This window comes from Paucibacter sp. JuS9, from assembly GCF_044043925.2.
Classification (GTDB): domain Bacteria; phylum Pseudomonadota; class Gammaproteobacteria; order Burkholderiales; family Burkholderiaceae_C; genus JAUASW01.
Genome location: NZ_CP194172.1, coordinates 2398117 through 2413297 on the forward strand (window position 1 = coordinate 2398117; position 15181 = coordinate 2413297).

Genomic DNA, 15181 nt, shown 5'->3' on the forward strand with positions numbered 1-15181 from the left:
CCTTTCACCCGCCGATGGCCGCAGCCGGATCGACCTTGAGCGCCGCGCGGATCGCCAGCGTGCTGGCCAGCGCGCAGATCACCATCACCGCGCCGAACCCGAGCAGTGCATCGTTCACTTCTAGCAGCACATACTTTGGGAAGATGGGCGCCCAGAACGTGGCGGACACCTTGCCGACGACGAAACCGATCAGGCCCAGCCCAAGTGCCTGCTGCAGGATCATGCCGGCGATGGTTCGGTTGCGGGTGCCGATGAGCTTGAGCACCGCGATTTCGCGGATCTTTCCCAAGGTCATCGTGTAAATGATGAAGGCAACGATCGCTGCACTGACGATGGCCAAAATGACCAGGAACATACCGATCTGCTTCGCCGAGGTGGCGATCAGCTTTGCGACCAGGATCTCCTCCATCTGCACGCGCGTGTAAGCCTCCAGATGCTTCCAGCGCCGGATCGGCTCGGCCACGGTCTGCGCTGACACACCCGGCTGGACTTGCACCAGTACCGTGTTGACATTGCGATTGGCGACCTGCGAGGCCTGGATCGCCTCAAGCAGCCCGGGCACCCCCGGCCGATTCAGCGCCGGGTTTGCAGCGGTGCGGGCGCGGTCGTTCAGGATAGCGTCGTTGTCCTTCAGGAACTGTGCCTCCTGGGCATCCTTGAGCGGGATGAAAACCATGGGGTCACCGCCCGACGACACCATGCGCTGCGTCAGACCCACCACCATGTAGTCGTGGCGTCGGATCCGGATGAGCTGACCCAGCTTGTAGCCGGTCCGCACGTCGACCACTGCCTCGTAATGGCCGCGCGTGATGTGGCGGCCGGCCACCAGGTAGCCGGGCTCCCCCGGTTGGCCCGGCTCGAACCCGACAATCATCGCGCGCACCTCTCGGGCTTCGACGCGCATTGGGCTTGCGCCTTCGCGCACCTGCATCGTCAAGTAGGTGACATTTGCGGCTCGCGCCACGCCCGGTAGGCCCAGCACACTGCGCACCACGTCATCGCGCAAGCTCGACGACTCCGCGTATGGCCCTTGCGTGCCCTGCTGCACCACCCAAAGATCGGCTCCGCTGTTGTCGAGTAATGCACGTGCGTCATCGACCATGCCACGGTAGACCCCTGCCATTGTCAACGTCACGCCGATCAGCAGCCCCAGGCCGACCCCTGTAAGCACGAACTTTCCCCAGGAGTGGAGTATGTCGCGGCCGGCCAAGCTGATCATGGCGTGCTGCCGCGGAGCTGATCGACGACCTTGACGCGAGTGCTCTGTGTGAGCGTCTTCTCGCTGTGGACGACCACCTCGTCACCAGCCTTGAGGCCTTCAAGCACCTGCACTCGCCCATCAAGGCTGGTCAATCCAAGACGCACAGGCGTGAACTTCGGCTGGCTGCCCTCAAGTCGCCACACACCGACCTGATCGGCTCGGCGTTGAATCGCAGGATTCGGCAGCAACAAGGTTTCGGCTGTGGCAGGCAGCGTCAAGGTGACCTCGGCCATCTCGCCGGCAGACAGACCGCGAGGTAGTGTGTCCAGCGACACCAAGGCCACGCGCTCTTCAGTAACGCTGTCGCTGCTGCTCTCGACTCTGGCCACTTTGCCGGACAGGCGCGTCGACGGATCGGAGCGCAGCACGACCCACGCCGGCAGCTCAGTGCGCAGACCAGCCGAGCGCCCCTGGTCCAGCCGTACCCGAATCCAGAGGGACGAGGGCTCGATGAGACGCAAAACGGCCTGTCCAGCAACCACGGTCGATCCCACCTCGGCGTCACGACTGACTACGACGCCTTGTGCAGGCGCGAGCAATCGCACGTTCTCGCGCTGCTGACGCAGGGCGGCGCGTTCTGCCGCCAGACGCTGGGTGTCCTGGCGCGCGGCGGCCAGGTTCGCGTCAGCGGCTGCCGACGCAGCTTCGGCCGAGGCTTGCTCCTGCTGCTTGGCCTCGACAGCGCCAGCGCTCATGAAGTTCTGTGCGCCTAGTTCGACAGAACGGCGAGCCATCACAGTCGCGAGCTCGCTGCGTGCCTGAGCGTCGTGTCGCTGCGCTTGCGCCGCAGCGACCACGTGCGCTGCACGTGCGATCGACGCGTCCAAGGCCTTGACGCGCTCTTCTAGGTCAACCGGATCCATCTCGGCCAGTAGTTGGCCCGCCTCGACCGCATCACCGACATCGACCAGTACCTTGCTGACCCGTCCAGCCGTGGTCGGGCCGATCAGGTAAGCGCGGCGAGCCTCAACAGTGCCGATGCCAAATAGAGATGGCGACAGGCTGCCGGCGGTGACATGGTTCACTGTCACGCGGACAGGCGCCAATGGGCCTGATCGCATGACCACATAGCCGAGTGCAGCGATGAGAATCACCCCCAGCAGGCTCAGACCGAGCCGGCGCGACCAGTTTGATGGAAACTTCATGCCGCCGCCTGAATGCCGCGAAGGTACAGGTTGAACACAGCTTCAGCTTGCGCCTTCATCACTGAAGCTTTGCCCGCCAGCATCGATTGCATGACCAGACCTTGGACGATGCCAACAAAGAGCGTAGAGGCGGCTTCAGAGTCCAGCCTCGTCGGCAACGCTCCCGACTTCTTTCCTGCATTGAAATGCTCTAGCAGCAGCTGTCGATAGGCCTGCAGCAGCGCCCTGACTTCCGCTTTTATGGGAGAGTCTGCGGGCCGCTGCAGCTCGTGAAAAATGACCCTAGGGACGCCGGGATGGGCGATCACGAATGCCACGTGGGCATGGAACGCCGCTTCGAGAGCGAGCGCGCCCGGGCATGTTGCCCGCACGGCTTGCTCCAGCTCAAGCAGCAAATGCTCGCGCACCCACTTCATTGCCGCCAGCCAGATCGCGTCCTTGGTCGGGAAATGCTTGAACAAGGCGCCCTGCGTGACACCAACGGCGCTGGCAATGTCACCGGTGGTGATTGCCGCTGGACTGATGTCCCGGGCGAGATTCAACGCAGCCATGACGATTTCCGCCTGGCGCTGCTCGGTGGGCAATCTGGTCTGCATGTTGAGGGCTTTCGCTGACTACGTATGTAAGTAATCCAATACTTACCATGATACACGTTTACGTTTCTCTGTGCGCAGTGATTTCAGGAATTGAAGCAACGGGTAGTGCACGCTGGGCCGCAGTGCGGCAATCCACCGCAAGCCAAACCTCACCAGTCCAAAAAGATGGCCGCAGTCGTCAGGACCGATCAGTCACAGCGCCCCAAGGGCCTGCGTCTTTGCGTCAAGGCAAAACCATGCCATTGACTCAGTTCTAGATTACGACGCTTCGCTGGCCATCCACTGGGCTCATGTCAACTATCGAATCGGTTCCACACCTCGTTTGCCCGGCAGGGTCTCTGCGCGCCCTGAAGCTCGCTGTAGATGCCGGGGCAGATGCCGTTTACCTCGGGCTAAAGAACGCCACCAATGCCCGCAACTTTGCAGGCCTGAACTTTGATGATGCGCAGGTTCGCGAGGGCGTTGCGTATGCCCACGCCCGTGGCCGACAGGTGCTGATGGCACTTAACACCTACGCCGATGCGCGCGACGAAAGTCCCTGGAAGCAGGCGGTGGATGCTGCCGCCACGCTGGGTGCCGATGCCTTGATCGTGGCAGACACCGCTGTGATGGCGTACGCGCGGGACGAGCACCCGGGGCTGCGCTTGCATCTCTCCGTTCAAGCTTCAGCGACCAGCTACGAGGCCATTGAGTACTACCGCCAGCGCTACGGCATCCAACGCGCGGTGCTGCCGCGCGTGCTGACGCTGCAACAGGTGCAGCACGTCATACGCAACACGACGGTGGAAATCGAGGTCTTCGGCTTTGGCAGCCTGTGTGTCATGGTGGAAGGGCGCTGCGCCCTCTCCTCCTACGCGACCGGCCAGTCACCCAATACCGCGGGTGTGTGCTCACCACCCTCGGAAGTGCAGTGGCGTGATACAGCATCTGGTGTGGAGGCGCGTCTGGGCGGCGTGTTGATCGACCGCTATGGCCCGGAGGAAGGCCGCGCCTACCCGACCCTTTGCAAGGGGCGCTTCGATGTAGGCACTGCACTGAAGCACGATTACGCGCTCGAAGAGCCGACCAGTTTGAACACCCTGGCGCTCCTGCCACAACTTGCAGCCAGCGGCGTGAAGGCCATCAAGATCGAAGGTAGGCAGCGCAGCCCCAGCTATGTGGCCAGCGTGACGAGGGTCTGGCGTCAAGCCCTGGACAGCTTGGCCGAAGGCAACCGTTTTGTCGTGGCGCCGGCATGGCAAAGCGAACTTGCGCGCTGGGCCGAAGGCCAGCAGCACACCCTGGGCGCCTATGACCGGCCCTGGAGATGAAAGACCAGCACATGAAAACCACCCACCCGATCACACTCACGGTTGGTCCCCTGCAGTACTGGTGGCCACGCCAGCAACTGACGCAGTTCTACGCCGAGCTGGCTGAAGGCCCGGCCCAGACCATAGTGCTGGGCGAGGTGACCTGTTCGCGCCGCAATGAGTTCAGCTTCAACGATTGGCTGGCCCTGGGCCGCGACTTGCAGGCCTGCGGGAAGACCGTGCGCCTGGCAACCATGCCCCTGCTGATGAGCGAGGCCGAGTTGCGCACGCTGCGCCGCAGCGTAGAACAAGAGGAGTTCGAGATCGAGGCTGGCGATGCTGCAGCCTTGCAGGCATGGAGCCGACTCCCTATCACTCAGAGACGGCCACTGGTTCTGGGTCCGCACCTCAATATTTATAGCGCGAGCGCGCTGCAGGAGCATCTGACGGAGCACGGCATCAGCGCCTGGGTACCAGCCATGGAGCTCTCGCTGGACGCCATCGCTCGCATCAATCCGCCGGGACTCGGGCAGACAGTTCCGACCGAGGTTTTTGGCTTCGGCCGTATGCCCCTGGCGTTTTCAGCACGCTGTTTCACCGCGCGCCACCACCGACTGAGCAAGGACCAATGCGAGTTCCGATGTCGGGACGATGCCGATGGCCTGCTGCTGCGCACCGGCGAGGGGCAGCCATTTCTTGCACTCAACGGGATTGCGACACAGTCCGCGACGATGCAATGTCTGATCGCGCAAGGGCCAGAACTGCGCAACGCAGGCGTTACTCGCCTACGGCTCTCACCTTGCAGCCGGGGCTTTGCCGAGGTGCTGCAGCAGTTCGACGCGGTATTCAATCAAGGCGCTTGCGCCGCCGCCACCTTGGAGCAGCTGCAGGCGCTGCCACTGCCTGGCGCCCTGGTTCATGGATTCGCCCAACGTCAACCTGGCATGCTGGAGGTCGCCCATGTCTGAAACCTCTGCTGTGCGGCGTTTGCTGGCGACGGCACGCTCTCTGGTTCGGCGCCTGCCCGCGGAGCCCCCCTCCTTTCTGGCTGCGCGTGCGCTGGACCAGCTGCTATGGCCACGTCTGGACGCAGCACAACGCCAGGCCCTGCAGGGCCGTGTCGTCGAGCTGGAGTTGATCGAGCCAGGGCTGCGGCTGAGGCTCCGGCTCGGGCCACAAGGATTTCGAGTCGCACGGGCCAGGGACGGCACCACAGCGCTTACCTTGCGTGCACGCAGCGAGGCCATCTGGCGCCTGCTGCGAGGTCAGGAGGACGCAGACCGCCTTTTCTTCGAACGCGCCCTCGTGATGGAGGGCGACACTGAGTATGGGCTGATCCTCAAGAACACACTGGATGCGATCGGCCCCCTCATCAAGGACTGGCCGGCAAGCGGCCTGCACCAGTAATCAGGCGACAGATGCAAAGACGTGTTTTCATGAGCGCACTGACTGCGCTGAGCTCGACCCTTACCCCGGCTCAAAGCCGGGCTTCCAGCATCTCAGAGGCGTCATCCCAGGATCTGGCCCTGGCATGGCGCAGCGGCAGCGCCCTGAGCGACAGCCAGCCTGACGCAGGCAGTGCCGATCATGTGGGACTGGTCAGGCTGGACTGGCAAGCCAAGCAGATCAGCTTGCTGCGAGCCCTGCGCGTGCCAGGCCGTGCCCATGGCCTGGTGGCTGACCGCCGCGGCGGCTTCTACGCTGTGGCGACGCGGCCTGGCACCTGGCTCATTCATGTCGATGCGGACGCCAATCGTCCCCCGCGATTGCTGAACCCAATCAGTGACGAGTCCTCGTCGCGAACCCTGAACGGTCACCTGCTTCTCAGCGCTGACGGACGCTGGATCTACAGCACGGAGACTGATGCGCGTAGCGGTCTAGGCTGGATTGTCCGGCGCGACGCGCAAAGCCTGCGTTGCGAGGAGGCATGGCCCAGTCATGGCATGGACCCGCACCATCTGCTGCTGGATGAGACGGACGCCAGCCTGCTGGTAGCCAACGGAGGCATCCCGCGCGATGCGGCCGGACGCAAGCATTCACTGGACGTGATGGACCCAAGTCTGGTGCGGCTGAGTACCGAGGATGGGCGCCTGCTCGGCCGCTGGCAGCTGCCCGACAAGCGGCTGAGCCTGCGCCACATGGCCTGGTCGCGGGGCGGCGAACGCCGCCTGCTGGGCATCGGCTTGCAGGCCGAGCACGACAGCACCGAGGCGCGCCGCTCGGCGCCGCTGCTGGCGGTTTTCAATGGCCAGCAGCTCAGCCTGCCGAGTTGGGCTGCTGATGGTGCGGGCTATGCCGGAGACATCGCCGCTGGCCCAGGCGGCAGCTTTCTGCTCAGTGCACAGAAGGCCGGCCGCGGCTTGCTGTGGCATCCAGACGCACCGACCGATCTGCTTCGTTTGGCCGAATTGCGCGAAGTCTGCGCGCTGGTCAGCTGGTGCAGTCAAGCCGGCGAAACCGGCCTGCTGATGGCGGCGGCCTCTGGCATTGCGCGCTGGCAAGGCAGCGGCGCACGCATGCTGGCCTGGCCCGTTGCCATGGCACCCGACAACCATGCAGCGCTGATCCTGTGAGTGACAAACCGATGAGCACTGCGATGAACCTGACCCAGCAACTGCTGCTGGCCCTGAAGGCACGTGGCGCCACTGAGGTCTTCGGCATTCCCGGCGACTTCGCACTGCCACTGTTCGGCGCGATCGAGAAGGCCGCCATCCTGCCCCTTCACACGCTCTCGCACGAGCCAGGCCTGGGCTTTGCGGCAGACGCTGCAGCTCGAGTTGGCGGCGGGCTGGGCGTGGCTGCAGTCACTTATGGCGCCGGTGCGTTGAATATGATCAATCCCGTCGCCAGCGCTTACGCCGAGCGGGTGCCGCTGGTGGTGATATCGGGGGCGCCGGCCGCCCATGAGGCAGCCAGCGGCTTGCTGCTGCACCACCAGGTGAAGACCCTGGACTCGCAGTGGCGGCTTTTCGAGGAGGTGACAGTGGACCGAGCGCGGCTCGACGATCCCGCTACCGCTCCAGCCTTGATTGCACGGGTACTGGACAGCGCGCTCCACCGCTGCGGCCCGGTGTATCTGGAGATTCCGCGCGACTGCCCCGAGCGCGAATGCGGCCCGGTGCCGGAAGTGGCGCCGGTGCTCGTGGACCGCGAACGACTGGACGCCTGCGCTGACGAGTTGCTGGCGCGGCTGCGCCAGGCGTACCGACCGATGCTGCTGGTTGGTGTAGAAATTCGCCGCTTCGGCATCGAAGCTCAGGTGGCTGAACTGGCGCTCCGGCTGGAAATTCCCGTGGCCACCACGCTGATGGGCCGCGGCCTGCTGAACGGCTCGGGCTGCCGTCTGGCCGGCACCTATCTGGGCCTGGCCGGCGATGCGGCATTGACTGAGCAGGTCGAAAGCTCAGACGCGCTGGTGCTGCTGGGCGCTATCGTCAGTGATACCAATTTCGCAGTTTCAGCCAGACGCATCGACTTCCGCCATGCGATCCGGGTCTGGCAGGGTCAGGTCGAGATGGGTCACCATATCTACCCAGAAGTGCCGATCTCTGCACTGGTCGAAGCCCTGCTTCAGCGGCTCCCGACCCGAGCACCCAAGCCCGAGTCAACCCCGACGCCATTTGCCATTGCGCTGCCGGCGCCTGAGGAGCCGGTGACACCAGCGGCGATCGCCGCCGCTGCCAATGCGCTGATGCTCGCCCATGGGAGCATGCCTGTCGCCTGCGACGTGGGTGACTGCCTTTTCACGGCGCTGGACTTGCTGCCCACCGACCTGATCGCACCTGGCTACTACGCCACCATGGGATACGGTGTGCCCGCAGCGTTGGGCCTGCAGGTAGCTACCGGTCGACGCCCCCTGGTGCTGGTGGGCGACGGCGCCTTTCAGATGACGGGCTGGGAGCTGGGCAACGCGAGGCGCCTGCGCTGCGATCCCATCGTGCTGCTGCTCAACAACGCGAGCTGGGAGATGCTGCGCACCTTCCAGCCCGAGGGCGGGTACCACGACCGCGGCGACTGGAACTTCGCCTCGATGGCCTCCGGCATGGGAGGCACCGGCTACCGGGTCGAGACAGTGGGCCAGCTGCAAGAAGCCCTGTTCTGGGCCCAGGCACGGCGCGGGAGCTTCCAGCTGATCGATATCCGGCTGGCACCCGGTGTGCTTTCGCCTAAGTTGCAGCGCTTTGTGGCAGCAGTCAAACGTCTGTCGATGCCGACTTGAGCTCTTTCAAGGGACAGGTCTGGCTGGCCGTGGTCCAGCGCAAGCACACTCCCTATACGACCTAACGCGGCAAGAGAGCTGCGTCACCTGCCAGCCGCCTAACAGGGAGAAGCAGATGCCAACAGTTGAGAACTTGACGATCGGTGCCCGGCTGACGCTGGGTTTTTCTGCTGTGATCGCACTCCTGCTGCTGATCGCGGTCATGGGCAGTCTGGGTGCGCGAAGCATTGCGCAAAGTGGCAGCCATATCTACGAAGACCGCGCGGTGCCGCTGCAGCACCTGGCCCGGGTCAACTCGTTGATGTTGCAGAACCGCGTTTTGGTTGCCGAAATGATGGCAGAACCGGCCAGCTTGAGCGGGCTGGACTCGAGGCTGCGCGCGAACATTGAGCAGGTCGCAGCGGCCTGGAAGTCCTACGCCGCTTCGACCATGACCGCCCAGGAATCTACGATGGCAGACGCTTTCCTCGCGGTGCGGACTCGCTATGTGAAGGATGGGCTGCTGACGGTGCGTGACGCTGTGAGGGACAGGTCCATGGACATCGCTGCACGTACCTACAAGTCGGTGGTCGTGCCGATGGGCGCCGATGCCCAGCAGGGTGTCGACGGACTGATCAAGCTGCAGATCGACGAGGCGGCCAAGGAGTACACCGAATCCCGGCAGCAGGAGCGTCAGGTGTTGATGCTGAACATCGTGGGCACACTCGTCGCCATTGCGCTGGGCGCTTGGCTAGCCTGGCAAGTGAGTCGCTCCATCACTGGCCCGATTCGCCAGGCCCTGGGCTTGGCAGAGCAGGTCGCCGCCGGTGATCTGAGCGCCAGCATACGGGCCAGCGGCCGCAACGAGATGGCTCAATTGCTGCAAGCCTTGGGTCGCATGACCGAGAACCTGCGCGTCATCGTGAGCCAGGTGCGAGACAGCAGCGAGAGCATCAGCACCGGATCCAGCGAGATCGCGACAGGCAACGCCGACCTCAGCGCTCGCACCGAGAGTCAGGCCAGCAATCTGCAGCAGACCGCTGCGACGATGGAGGAACTCTCCAGCACCGTGCGCAACAACGCACAGACAGCCGCCCAGGCACAGCAACTGGCTGGCGGAGCCAGCCAAGCCGCGAACCGTGGCGGCGAGGTGATGAACGAGCTCGTGAGCAGCATGCACGCGATCTCAGTGTCGTCGAACAAGATCGTCGAGATTATCGGTGTCATTGACAGCATCGCCTTCCAGACCAATATCCTGGCGCTGAACGCAGCGGTGGAGGCTGCGCGCGCCGGCGAACAGGGCCGCGGCTTTGCCGTGGTGGCCGGCGAAGTCCGCAGCCTGGCTCAACGCAGCGCCGAGGCGGCCCGCGAGATCAAGAGTCTGATCGGCAATAGTCAGCGCCAGGTCGAGGACGGCAACCGGCTCGCCGAGCATGCCGGCGGCGCTATGCAGAACATCGTGGCCGAGGTTCAGCGGGTCAGCACGTTGATCAGTGAGATCGCCAGCGCCAGCAGCGAGCAGTCGCGCGGCATAAGCCAGGTCGGCGAAGCAGTTGGCCAGCTTGATCAGGTAACACAGCAGAACGCAGCGCTGGTGGAGCAAAGCGCTGCCGCAGCCGAAAGCCTTCGCAACCAGGCGCAGCAACTGACTGAGCTTGTCGCGAGCTTCAAGCTGCGTTGATTCAGCAGCCCACAGCTCCACACCATTACACGCGGCTCTTCGGTCTGTGCGATGCAACACATGCTGCACTGATCAGTAGGCGCTTCTTGAGCGAGCATCGATGCTGCCGAACACGAGCGGCCATCTGATCTACCGGCTTCGGCTTGCTGGAGCCTGTAGCGCCCGTCAACAGCAAAGGCGGCAAGATGGCGACGGCTCGGACGAACGGAGAATTTTCGTCGTCCGCTGACTGTGCAAATTGGGCACGCGGAGAAGGGAATTGATGTGTGCAGCAGCAAGGCGGAGTGAACGCGAGGCCACCACAAATGGTGGGCATAAACCCCGCGCGCTCACGCCACCGCCGCTGGTCGCAAGACCAGACTGGGAACGTGCACCTTGAGCAGATCCAGCAGCCACGACAGCCTGTCGAAGCTTGACGTCAGATGTTGGGCCGGCTGCCAATGCTGTGTCGCCCGGGCTTCCTGCAGCACCCAGTGCTTCACGCCCCGGGCGGCCAACTGGGTTCCGGTCCTCAGCAGCTGAGGTTCATCGATCCACTCTGGGTGATAGGTCGTGCGGCACTCATAGCTGAGGCCTGTGCGGTGATGCGCTTCCACAATCAGGTCCAGGCACTGCAGCACGGGCCGATGGGCGCCTTTGGCCCCCGTCACCCGGCTGTAGCTGCCTTGGGCATCGAGCGAAGCCTTCAGGTCCAGCCCGACCCAATCGAGCAAGGGCAGGATCTGCTTCAGCTTGGCCGGATAGATGCCAGCAGTATGCAGTCCTGTCGCGAAACCCAGATTGCGCACCTGCTCAAGCGCGCTCGCTAGGCTCCTATCGATCAGAGGTTCTCCGCCGCTGAACACGACGCCGTCGAGCAGGCCCCGACGACGTTTCAACCATGCCAACAGTGTGCCGCCATCAAGCTTGGCTGCCGATCGCTGCTGCAAGTCCTCGTTGTGGCAGTACGTGCAGCGCCAGGGGCACCCCTGCACGAACACCACAGCAGCCAGATGTCCCGGCCAATCCGACGTGCTGAACGGCGTCAGCCCGCCTACGCAAAGATCCTTCATCTGGCTGCCCTTCCCTGTGCTCAGCGTCCCGCAGGCACACGCGACTCCTCGAAGTGCAGCCGCTCGCGAAACTCACCTTGCTTTCCTGTGTTGAAGGAACTGACCGGGCGGTGATATCCCATAACCCGCGTCCATACCTCGCAGCGCTGCCGCTCCTCATCGCGCAACAGCGGAGACTGGACTTGATTGAAGGACTGGTTCTGTTGTCGTTGCATGGTGCTTGGCCTCCTTGGGCCTGGTTGTGGAGAGTAGAGATCGGGGAATGTGAGGTTCTTCAGGCGCAGGCAGCTTCGCTGCAGGCCAGCAACTCACCGTCGCATCTGGGGCAAAACTCGTGATGCCCGCTCAGATAGCCATGCTTGGGGCAGATCGAAAAAGTTGGCGTGACAGTGATGTAGGGCAGGCGGAAGCTCGACAAGGACCGGCGCACCAGTTCGCGGCAGGCCGCGCTGCTTGACACCGCCTCGTTCATGTACAGGTGCAGCACGGTGCCTCCCGTGTACTTGCGCTGCAACTCGTCCTGGCGCTCCAGCGCCTCGAAGGGATCATCGGTAAAGCCCACCGGCAGTTGCGAGCTGTTCGTGTAGTAGGGCTGCTCTGGTGTTCCCGCCTGCAGGATTCCTGGGAAGCGCTTGCGGTCTTCCTTCGCGAAGCGGTAAGTCGTTCCTTCCGCCGGCGTTGCCTCCAGGTTGTAGAGATGCCCGGTCTGTTCCTGGAACTCCACCATGCGCGCACGGACATGGTCCAGCAAACGCACCGCCATGGCATGGCCGGCTGGCGTCGTGATGTTCTCCCGGTCCGCGCTGAAGTTGCGGAGCATCTCGTTGACGCCGTTGACTCCCAGCGTCGAAAAGTGGTTGCGCAGAGTTCCCAGGTAGCGCCTCGTGTAGGGGAACAATCCCTCATCGATCAGACGTTGGATCACCTTGCGCTTGATCTCCAAACTGTCGCGCCCTAGTTCCAGTAGGCGATCCAGTGCGGCCAGCAGTCCAGACTCATCACCGGCGTGCAGATGGCCCAGGCGCGCGCAGTTGACAGTCACCACCCCCAGGGATCCGGTCTGCTCGGCAGAGCCGAAAAGGCCATTGCCCCGTTTGAGCAACTCGCGCAGGTCGAGCTGAAGCCGGCAACACATCGAGCGCACCATATTCGGCTGCAGCTCGGAGTTCAGGAAGTTCTGGAAATACGGCAATCCGTAGCGCGCCGTCATCTCGAAAAGAGCCTGCGAGTTGGGACTGTCCCAATCGAAGTCCCGGGTGATGTTGTAGGTGGGGATCGGAAAAGTAAAGGCGCGCCCCTTGGCATCCCCGGCCATCATCACGTCGATGTAAGCACGGTTGATCAGGTCCATCTCGACCTGTAGATCGCCGTAGCAAAACGGCATCTCCCGCCCGCCGATCATCGGCACCTGCTCTCGCAGGTCGTCCGGACAAGTCCAGTCGAAGGTCAGATTGGTGAACGGCGTCTGCGTGCCCCACCGCGAAGGGACGTTGAGGTTGTAGATCAGCTCCTGCATCGCCTGGCGGACCTGCGCGTAGCCCAGAGCATCCTTGCGCACATAGGGCGCCAGATAGGTGTCGAAGCTGGAGAAGGCCTGTGCGCCCGCCCACTCGTTTTGCAAGGTGCCGAGGAAATTGACGATCTGCCCGACCGCGCTGCTCAGATGTTGGGGCGGGCCGGCTTCAACTTTTCCGGGAACACCGTTCAGCCCCTCGTTTAGCAGCGTACGCAAGGACCAGCCGGCGCAGTAGCCACTCAGCATGTCGAGGTCATGGATGTGGATGTCGGCCTCCCGGTGGGCCTGGCCGATCTCAGGCGGGTAGACCTGGTCCAGCCAGTAATTGGCCACAACCTTTCCGGATACGTTCAGAATCAGCCCGCCCAGGCTCCACCCCTGGTTGGCATTGGCCTTGATGCGCCAATCCTGCTGACCCAGGTACTCGTCCATCGTCGCCTGCACATCGACCAGGGTCTGCCGAGCCTTGCGCAGGCTGCGGTGCTGTTCCCGGTAGACGGCATAGGCGCGAAGTGTCCGGCGGTACCCGGCGTCGAACAGCGCCGCCTCAACCAGATCCTGCACCGCCTCGACAGACGGCCTGCAGATCTGCTGTGCGGCAAGCGAAGGCAAGACCTGCTCGTAGGTGAGGCGCCGCGCGCCGCCAGCGTCGAGTTCATCGCAAGCAGCACCCGCCCGGACAAGAGCCTGAACGATCTTCTCGGGATCGAACGCCAGCTCACGCCCATTGCGCTTGCTGATCAAGGAAGGCAGTCCAGGCAATGAATCGGTCTGAGCAGGGATTTTCATGGACATGTTGTGTCTGCCGCTGCGGCGGCGTCTGGGCAAAGAAGGGTAGGTCTCTGATGCGCGCACATGGCACTTCTCTTCAGCGGCAAGCCGAATGAAACACACACATTTAGTGTTTCGATTCGATGTCGGACACTATATGTAGTGCCAGGAGGCGAATACCGAAAGACTGCTCAGAGTTTGCGCCGGCGCAAACCCGGTGCGCTGCCAGCTGAAAACACCGATGCGGGAGACGACATTGCGCGAGCATCGTTCTGAACTGACCCAGGACAAGTCCCACATCAAGGCCAGAAGTGCTCCACGACATATGGCGTTAGGGCATGACGGGTTGTTCGAGGCTCGGCTGCGTTCAACAGGCCGGCATGCAAGCCGCTCGACGCGCTCGCTGAATAGCGCAGACCTCAGCGCAGGAGTCGCCTATCACCGCGTCGTGCAGGGTGACCCGACCGGTGGCTGAAACGCGGAATTCGGCCAGTACCGCGGGCGCGACTGCGCTGCAGCGGGAACACCTGGCCGACACAGGGCAGCCCCCCTGAGGCCCCTCTGGCGGTGTAGCGTCTCAGCCAACGCCGAGTCGTAGCGCCAAGCAGACCATGCCGAAGGAGACGCCCGAAAACGCCTGCTTGCCCCAAGGCCCTGGGGCGCAGCGGCTCAAGTCGGCCGCATCAGCGAAGCATCACTGCCTGCCCTTCGCGATTGAAGACGGCCAAACTTTGCACTTGCCCGACACGGACCGACTCAACCAGTTTGCGCAGCGCCGTGTCGACTTCACGCGCCTCGGCTGCGGCAGCAATTGCCCCAGCAAAAACCAGCACCCAGGCTTGCGCCATGGTGTCAGCTTCGCCGGCCAGAGATGCAAAGTCGGACAGCTCCGTCACGCACTTGTCGACGCACATCAGAGGAGTAATCTCGCCGCCGGCTCCCTGCTCGAAGGCTGCGCGCTCGGCTTGGCTGGCCTCCTCGCCAAGGCTTGCGCCAACAAAAACCATCAGCAGACGCTGAGGCTCCGCTTGCTGGCGAGCAGCCAGCAAGAGTTCATCAAATGAGGAAATGTTCATGCAGATCAGTGTACGAGGGAGCAGTCCCCGAGCGCAGTTCTGCAGCGTAGCCGCCACGCAGGGGATCCCAAGCGACGCAAAACTTGGATTTCTTATACAGCTTCAAGGAAATTCCCGAGCGTTTCCCTAGGCTGTCGGCATCCCAATCTATCCCCGGAGGATGACCATGAGCCGAGGCTTCACCAGCCAGATGGCGCGCAATATTTTCTACGGTGGCACGGCATTCTTCGTGTTGCTGTTTGCCGTGTTGATCTTCGACACCGAGCAACGCATCCCGGCGCGCTCGAAGTCGGGCGACATCACCCCGGCCGTCGTGCGCGGCAAACACATCTGGGAAACCCGCAACTGCATCGGTTGCCACACGCTGCTGGGCGAAGGGGCGTATTTCGCCCCCGAACTGGGCAATGTCTACACGCGCCGCGGCCCGGACTTCATCAAGGCATGGATGAAGGCCCAACCCACCCAGGCACCAGGCCGGCGCCAGATGCCCCAGTTCCATCTGACGGATGCCCAGCTTGACGACATGGTCGAGTTCCTGAAATGGACCAACGGCGTGGACACCGAGAAGTGGCCGCCCAATATCGAGGGGTAAGCAC

General features: G+C 63.3%; 14 protein-coding genes. 7 read left to right on the forward strand and 7 right to left on the reverse strand.

Annotated features, from left to right (window positions below):
* Positions 1 to 4 precede the first annotated feature (4 nt).
* From ABT392_RS10725 to ABT392_RS10735, 3 genes are read right to left on the reverse strand one after another with little or no spacing between them, the layout of a single operon-like run.
* A complete protein-coding gene (locus ABT392_RS10725) occupies positions 5 to 1219 on the reverse strand; it encodes an ABC transporter permease (RefSeq protein ID WP_395385780.1) in 1215 nt (404 codons plus the stop codon).
* Positions 1216 to 2406 (reverse strand): efflux RND transporter periplasmic adaptor subunit, encoded by a 1191-nt coding sequence (locus ABT392_RS10730; RefSeq protein WP_334275839.1) that lies wholly within the window; start codon positions 2404 to 2406, stop codon positions 1216 to 1218. The genes ABT392_RS10725 and ABT392_RS10730 overlap by 4 nt, the downstream gene beginning before the upstream one ends.
* Positions 2403 to 3002, reverse strand: a complete 600-nt coding sequence (locus ABT392_RS10735; RefSeq protein ID WP_334275840.1) for a TetR/AcrR family transcriptional regulator — start codon at positions 3000 to 3002, stop codon at positions 2403 to 2405. The genes ABT392_RS10730 and ABT392_RS10735 overlap by 4 nt, the downstream gene beginning before the upstream one ends.
* A gap of 290 nt (positions 3003 to 3292) precedes the next feature.
* Between ABT392_RS10735 and ubiU the strand changes: the two genes are divergently transcribed.
* The 6 genes from ubiU to ABT392_RS10765 are packed head-to-tail and all read left to right on the forward strand — an operon-like array spanning position 3293 to position 10170.
* Positions 3293 to 4312: a ubiquinone anaerobic biosynthesis protein UbiU gene (ubiU, locus tag ABT392_RS10740; RefSeq protein WP_334275841.1), complete on the forward strand. Its 1020-nt coding sequence runs from the start codon at positions 3293 to 3295 to the stop codon at positions 4310 to 4312.
* Between the two features lie 11 nt (positions 4313 to 4323).
* Positions 4324 to 5259: a U32 family peptidase gene (locus tag ABT392_RS10745; RefSeq protein WP_334275842.1), complete on the forward strand. Its 936-nt coding sequence runs from the start codon at positions 4324 to 4326 to the stop codon at positions 5257 to 5259.
* Complete coding sequence (gene ubiT / locus ABT392_RS10750) at positions 5252 to 5698, forward strand: ubiquinone anaerobic biosynthesis accessory factor UbiT (RefSeq protein WP_334275843.1); 447 nt, start codon at positions 5252 to 5254, stop codon at positions 5696 to 5698. Before ABT392_RS10745 ends, ubiT begins: the two co-directional genes overlap by 8 nt.
* Before the next feature lie 29 nt (positions 5699 to 5727).
* Complete coding sequence (locus ABT392_RS10755; protein ID WP_334275844.1) at positions 5728 to 6864, forward strand: DUF1513 domain-containing protein; 1137 nt, start codon at positions 5728 to 5730, stop codon at positions 6862 to 6864.
* An 11-nt stretch (positions 6865 to 6875) separates the two neighbouring features.
* Positions 6876 to 8510: an indolepyruvate/phenylpyruvate decarboxylase gene (gene ipdC, locus ABT392_RS10760; RefSeq protein ID WP_334275846.1), complete on the forward strand. Its 1635-nt coding sequence runs from the start codon at positions 6876 to 6878 to the stop codon at positions 8508 to 8510.
* Positions 8473 to 10170: a methyl-accepting chemotaxis protein gene (locus ABT392_RS10765; protein WP_395385777.1), complete on the forward strand. Its 1698-nt coding sequence runs from the start codon at positions 8473 to 8475 to the stop codon at positions 10168 to 10170. Before ipdC ends, ABT392_RS10765 begins: the two co-directional genes overlap by 38 nt.
* A gap of 329 nt (positions 10171 to 10499) precedes the next feature.
* On the opposite strand, the gene ABT392_RS10770 is transcribed toward ABT392_RS10765, so the two are convergent.
* The 4 genes from ABT392_RS10770 to ABT392_RS10785 all read right to left on the reverse strand — a co-directional run bounded on the left by ABT392_RS10770 (position 10500) and on the right by ABT392_RS10785 (position 14585).
* A complete protein-coding gene (locus ABT392_RS10770; protein WP_334275848.1) occupies positions 10500 to 11222 on the reverse strand; it encodes an anaerobic ribonucleoside-triphosphate reductase activating protein in 723 nt (240 codons plus the stop codon).
* 20 nt (positions 11223 to 11242) lie between these two features.
* On the reverse strand, positions 11243 to 11437 hold the full coding sequence (gene nrdD / locus ABT392_RS10775) for an anaerobic ribonucleoside-triphosphate reductase (protein WP_334275849.1): 195 nt from the start codon (positions 11435 to 11437) through the stop codon (positions 11243 to 11245).
* Between the two features lie 59 nt (positions 11438 to 11496).
* Positions 11497 to 13527 (reverse strand): ribonucleoside triphosphate reductase, encoded by a 2031-nt coding sequence (locus ABT392_RS10780; protein ID WP_464970973.1) that lies wholly within the window; start codon positions 13525 to 13527, stop codon positions 11497 to 11499.
* A gap of 665 nt (positions 13528 to 14192) precedes the next feature.
* Positions 14193 to 14585, reverse strand: a complete 393-nt coding sequence (locus tag ABT392_RS10785) for a ribonucleotide reductase subunit alpha (RefSeq protein ID WP_334275851.1) — start codon at positions 14583 to 14585, stop codon at positions 14193 to 14195.
* A gap of 166 nt (positions 14586 to 14751) precedes the next feature.
* Between ABT392_RS10785 and ABT392_RS10790 the strand changes: the two genes are divergently transcribed.
* Positions 14752 to 15177, forward strand: a complete 426-nt coding sequence (locus ABT392_RS10790) for a c-type cytochrome (RefSeq protein ID WP_395385775.1) — start codon at positions 14752 to 14754, stop codon at positions 15175 to 15177.
* Positions 15178 to 15181 lie beyond the last annotated feature (4 nt).